The organism is Micromonospora endophytica (assembly GCF_003236305.1).
Classification (GTDB): domain Bacteria; phylum Actinomycetota; class Actinomycetes; order Mycobacteriales; family Micromonosporaceae; genus Micromonospora; species Micromonospora endophytica.
On record NZ_POTX01000347.1, the window covers coordinates 1 to 4,591 of the forward strand.

Below are 4,591 nucleotides of genomic sequence, written 5' to 3' on the forward strand. Positions count from 1 at the left end.
GCTCAGGGCGAGGGCGGGCCGGGCAGGCGTGGCCGGAACGGACGCAGCAGGCCTCGCAGCAGCCGGCGCAGTGGCTTGTCCCGCCGTCCGGGTCGTATCCCGGCCAGGGTCTGCGCCAGCGCGACGGTGTGCCGGTCCAGGTCGGGGGTGGCCAGCGCCAGATGGGCCAGCGACGGGGTGGCCGGTGCCGCCCCGTCTCCGACCGCCGCCGTCAGCCGCGCGGTGACCAACTGGGCCACGTCGGTCCGTACGGACGGGTCCACCCAGGCGGCCGTCACCAGCGCGAACAGCGCCGGCTCGGCCACCTCCCCGCCCGCATCGGCCAGCTTCACCAGCACCCGCCGTCGGGTCGAACCCGCCCAAGGCTCGTCGGTGCGGTGATGCAGCAGACCGAGGCAGGTCCACACCTGCACGCACCGGATCCACAGCGCGGGGTCCTGGCCGGAGAGCACCCGCCCCAGCGCGCTCTGCGGGGGCTCGGGCGGGTGAGCCAGCAGGCCGAGCAGGTCGGCCAGGTCGAGGGTGGCCAGCCCGACCGCCGTGTCGTACGCCGCCGGCGGGTGCGGCCAGGCCGGATGGGCGAGCTGGCGGATCCGGCGCACTACCTCGGCCGAGGGCGGCACCACGACCGGACCCACCGAAGGCGGCAGGCCGGCGGCCGGTGGGGAGGCGGTCGGCCCGACCGCCGATGGCAGGGCGTCGGTAGCCGGACCATCCGCCGGTGGCACGGCGGCGGCCGGTGGTGAGAAGGTCGACCCGACCGGGGTGGGCGGGGTCAGCTGCCCGAGCCAGGGGCGGCCACGGCAGCACTCGGCCAGGTCGCCGTGCTCGTGCGAGTCGTCCGGGTGGTCCCGGATGAAGTCCGCCAGCTCGACCAGGTGCCGCACCTCCCCGTCGCGCTGGAACCGTAGCCGGTGCGCGGTGTGCACGGCGCAGTCGAAGGACGGGTTACGGGCCAACGCCCGCTCGATCCAGGTGAGCGCCTCCTCCAACCGGCCGTGGTCGGCAAGCGTGCCGGCGATGTCCGCGTACACCGCCAGGTCGTCGGGGTCGTGGTCGACGGCCCGGCGGAGCGCGGTGAGCGCCTCGCGCGTGCGGCCTGCGCTGCGCAGCGCGTACCCGAGCCAGACCTCGCCCATCTTCGACGGCGCCGCGCGTACCCCCCGGTCCGCCCAGTGGACCGCGAGGGTGACCTCACCCACCCGCCGGGCCAGCGCGGACGCCGTGCCCAGCAGCAGGCCGTGCTCGGGGTGGACGGTGATCGCGTTGCGGGCCAGCGTCAGGTAGGGCGCCAGCGCCTGCCGATCGACAGCCGGCACCGGATCGGGGGCGGCGGCACAGACCTGCATCAGCACCCGGGCCGCCCGCTCCGGGCCGATCCGTTCGGCCAGCTCGGGCGCGGTCACCCAGGGCACGCCCGCCCAGTCCGCCCCGGGCGCGTGCGCGGTGGCGGCGACCAGCAGGTCGAGCCCTTCGGCGGCGCGGCCGGCGGCGGCCAGCAGGTGGGCCCGGGCGACCACCGCGCCGACGAAGGTGTGGTGGTGCAGTGCGAAGAGTTCCAGCCCGCCGTCGCCGCTGGCCGCGGCGAGGCGGGCGAGCGTCTCGTGCACCTCGGGCAGGGTCGGTGCCCGCACCAGCGCGCTCGCGACATGGTTGGCGGCGTGTGCCAGGTCGCCGGCGTCCAGGGCCCGCCGGGCCAGGGCCAGTTCCTCCGTCGCCGGCAACGCCCGGCCGTCCGTTCCCTCGGCCACGTCGTCCTCTCGCTGTCGGTACCGGTTGGGCGGTGAGGTCGGGTCAGCGTAGGTGACAGCATCGAGTTTTGGTGATCGGTGCGCAATGCTGCTCGTTCGGTTGCTGGAGCGGGCTGAAAGCTGCAAGACTGAGCAGTAAACGCGCGAGGATTGCGCAGGGGAGGAGAGCTTCGTGGCACGTCCAGGGGACGGCATGGCGGCCGACATCGACGAGCAGCCGGCGGGTTACGAACGATTGCTCAGCGCCGAGTACGCCGACCCGATCGCCCGGGTCGCCGCGGCCATCGCCGAGCGCCGGCCACGGCACGTGGTGTTCACCGCCCGAGGCACCTCCGACCACGCGGCGCTGTACGCGGCCTACCTCGCCGAGATCCGCCTCGGCCTGCCTGCCGGCCTCGCCTCACCGAGCGCCATCACCCTCTTCGGTGCCCGTCCGGACTTCTCCGACGCCCTGGTGGTCGGCGTCAGCCAGAGTGGCGGCTCGCCCGACCTGACCGAGGTGCTCCGGGTCGCCCGGGACGCCGGCGCGCTCACCCTTGCGGTGACGAACGCGCCGGACTCACCGCTGGCGGCCACCGCCGAACTCTCCGTCGACATCGCGGCCGGACACGAGCGGGCGGTGGCGGCCACCAAGACGTACACCGCCGAACTGCTCGCCCTGCTGATGCTGGTGGAGGGGATCCGCGCCGGTGACGGCGTGCTGCCCGACGAGGAACGCCAGGCCCTGGCCGCCCTGCCGGAACTGGCCGCCCGCACCCTGGCCGACCCCACCCCGGCCCAATTCGCCCCGCGCTACCGGTTCGCCGCTCAACTGGTCACCACCGGCCGGGGGTACGCGTACCCGACCGCCCGGGAGGCGGCGCTGAAGCTGATGGAGACGTCGTACCTGCCGGCGCTTGCCTTCTCCGGCGCCGACCTGCTGCACGGCCCGCTCGCCATGACCGACCCGGACGTCCCGGTGCTGGCCGTGGTCGGCTCCGGGCCGGGCGGGCGGTCCATGGGCGAGGTGCTGCCTCGGCTCGGCGAGCGCCGCGCCGACGTGGTGGTGATCGGCTCCGCCGACGTCGAGGGGGCCAGCCGCCTCGCCGTGCCCGAGGTCGACGAGCGGTACGCACCGCTGTTGGACATCCTGCCGCTGCAACGGCTCGCCCTGGCCCTGGCGCGGGCCCGTGGTGAGGACCCGGACGCGCCACGAGGGCTGAAGAAGGTCACCGCGACGATGTGACAGCCGACGTGGCACCCTGGTCGGCGTGTCCACGCTGCGCGACCTCGCCGAGGAGCACACCCGTCTCCGCCCGGCCGACATCGACCACCTGCACCGCATCGCCGGTGACTGGCAACTGCTGTCCGACCTCTCCTTCGCCGACCTGCTGCTCTGGGTGCCGGTGGACGGCGAGGGCAGCTTCCTCTGCGTCGCCCAGGTCCGCCCGACGACCGCACCCACCGCGTACCAGGACGACCAGGTGGGACGGATCGTCGGCGGGCCGGAGGTGGCGCACCTGGACGTCGCCTACGGGCAGGGGCGGATCTGGCGGGAGGGCGACCCGGTCTGGTACGGCGACGTGCCCGCCCGGCACGAGGCGATCCCGGTCCGGCTGCGGGCCGCCGACGGTGAATCCGGCGAGGTGATCGCCGTGGTCGGCCGGGACACCAACCTGTCCACCGCCCGCACCCCCAGCCAACTGGAGCTGAACTACCTGACCACGGCCGACGACCTGGCCCAGATGATCGCCGACGGCACCTTCCCGCCGCCCCGGCACCCCGGCGAGACCACGTCGGCACCCCGGGTCGGCGACGGTCTGGTGCGGCTGGACGCCAGCGGCAAGGTCACCTACGCCAGCCCGAACGCCCAGTCGGCGTACCGGCGGTTGGGTTACGCCGCCCACCTCGTGGGTGAGGATCTCGCGGCACTGCACCGCCGGCTGGCCAACGATCCGCTGGAGGGCACGGAGGCCGCGAACGGCATCCTCGCCGCGTTGCGCGGCGAGGCGCCGCCGCGGCGGGAGATCGACGCGCGGGGAGCGACGATGCTCACCCGGGCCCTGCCGCTGATGCCCGCCGGAGTGCCGATCGGCGCGCTGGTGCTGGTCCGCGACATCACTGAGGTACGCCGCCGCGACCGGGCGCTGATCACCAAGGACGCCACCATCCGGGAGATCCACCACCGGGTGAAGAACAACCTCCAGACCGTGGCCGCGCTGCTGCGCCTCCAGGCCCGACGGGTGGGCATGCCGGAGGCGCGGGTGGCGCTTGAGGAATCCGTACGCCGGGTGGCGTCGATCGCCCTGGTGCACGAGACCCTCGCCATGTCCAGCGACGAGGCGGTGGAGTTCGACGGGATCGTCGACCGGGTGGCGAGTGCGGCGACCGAGGTGGCGGCGACCGAGGTGAGCGTCGGGATGCGGCGCAAGGGCAGCTTCGGCGTACTGCCGGCCGAGATCGCCACCTCACTGGTGATGGTCCTCAACGAGCTGCTGCTCAACGCCGTCGAGCACGGTTTCCCCCCGAGCGGCGAGGACGCATCAGGTCCGGCGGGACCTGCGGGTCCTGGTCCGGTGGGTCCGGTGGGTCCTGGTCCGGTGGGTCCTGGTCCGGTGGCACCCGGGTCGGAGCTGGGGGTGCCCGAGGTCGTCGTCTTCGTGCACCGATCCCGCAAGACGCTGCATGTCACGGTCGCCGACAACGGCCGCGGGCTGCCGCCCGGCTTCGACTCCGAGGGTGGCAGCAAGCTCGGCCTCCAGATCGTCCGCGCCCTGGTCACCGGCGAGTTGCGCGGCACCATCGAGCTGCGCCCCGGCACCCCCGGCGGCACCGAGGCCCACCTCATAGTCCCCCTAACC

3 protein-coding genes are annotated in these 4,591 nt (G+C 74.3%); 2 read left to right on the plus strand and 1 reads right to left on the minus strand.

Annotated elements, in window-relative coordinates; genetic code table 11:
* Positions 1-2: 2 nt before the first annotated feature.
* Entirely contained in the window at positions 3-1,751 is a 1,749-nt protein-coding gene (locus C1I93_RS28625) for a tetratricopeptide repeat protein (RefSeq protein ID WP_223256432.1), read from the minus strand.
* A 193-nt stretch (positions 1,752-1,944) separates the two neighbouring features.
* Between C1I93_RS28625 and C1I93_RS28630 the strand changes: the two genes are divergently transcribed.
* On the plus strand, positions 1,945-2,976 hold the full coding sequence (locus C1I93_RS28630) for an SIS domain-containing protein (RefSeq protein WP_111246377.1): 1,032 nt from the start codon (positions 1,945-1,947) through the stop codon (positions 2,974-2,976).
* Between the two features lie 25 nt (positions 2,977-3,001).
* Positions 3,002-4,591: PAS domain-containing sensor histidine kinase (locus tag C1I93_RS28635; protein ID WP_111246378.1), on the plus strand; the 1,590-nt coding region annotated here is incomplete at its 3' end.

What these genes read in the sequence shown, in the direction of transcription:
- C1I93_RS28630 (WP_111246377.1), top strand. Translation starts at nt 1,945, where the DNA reads ATGGCGGCCGACATCGACGAGCAGCCGGCGGGTTACGAACGATTGCTC.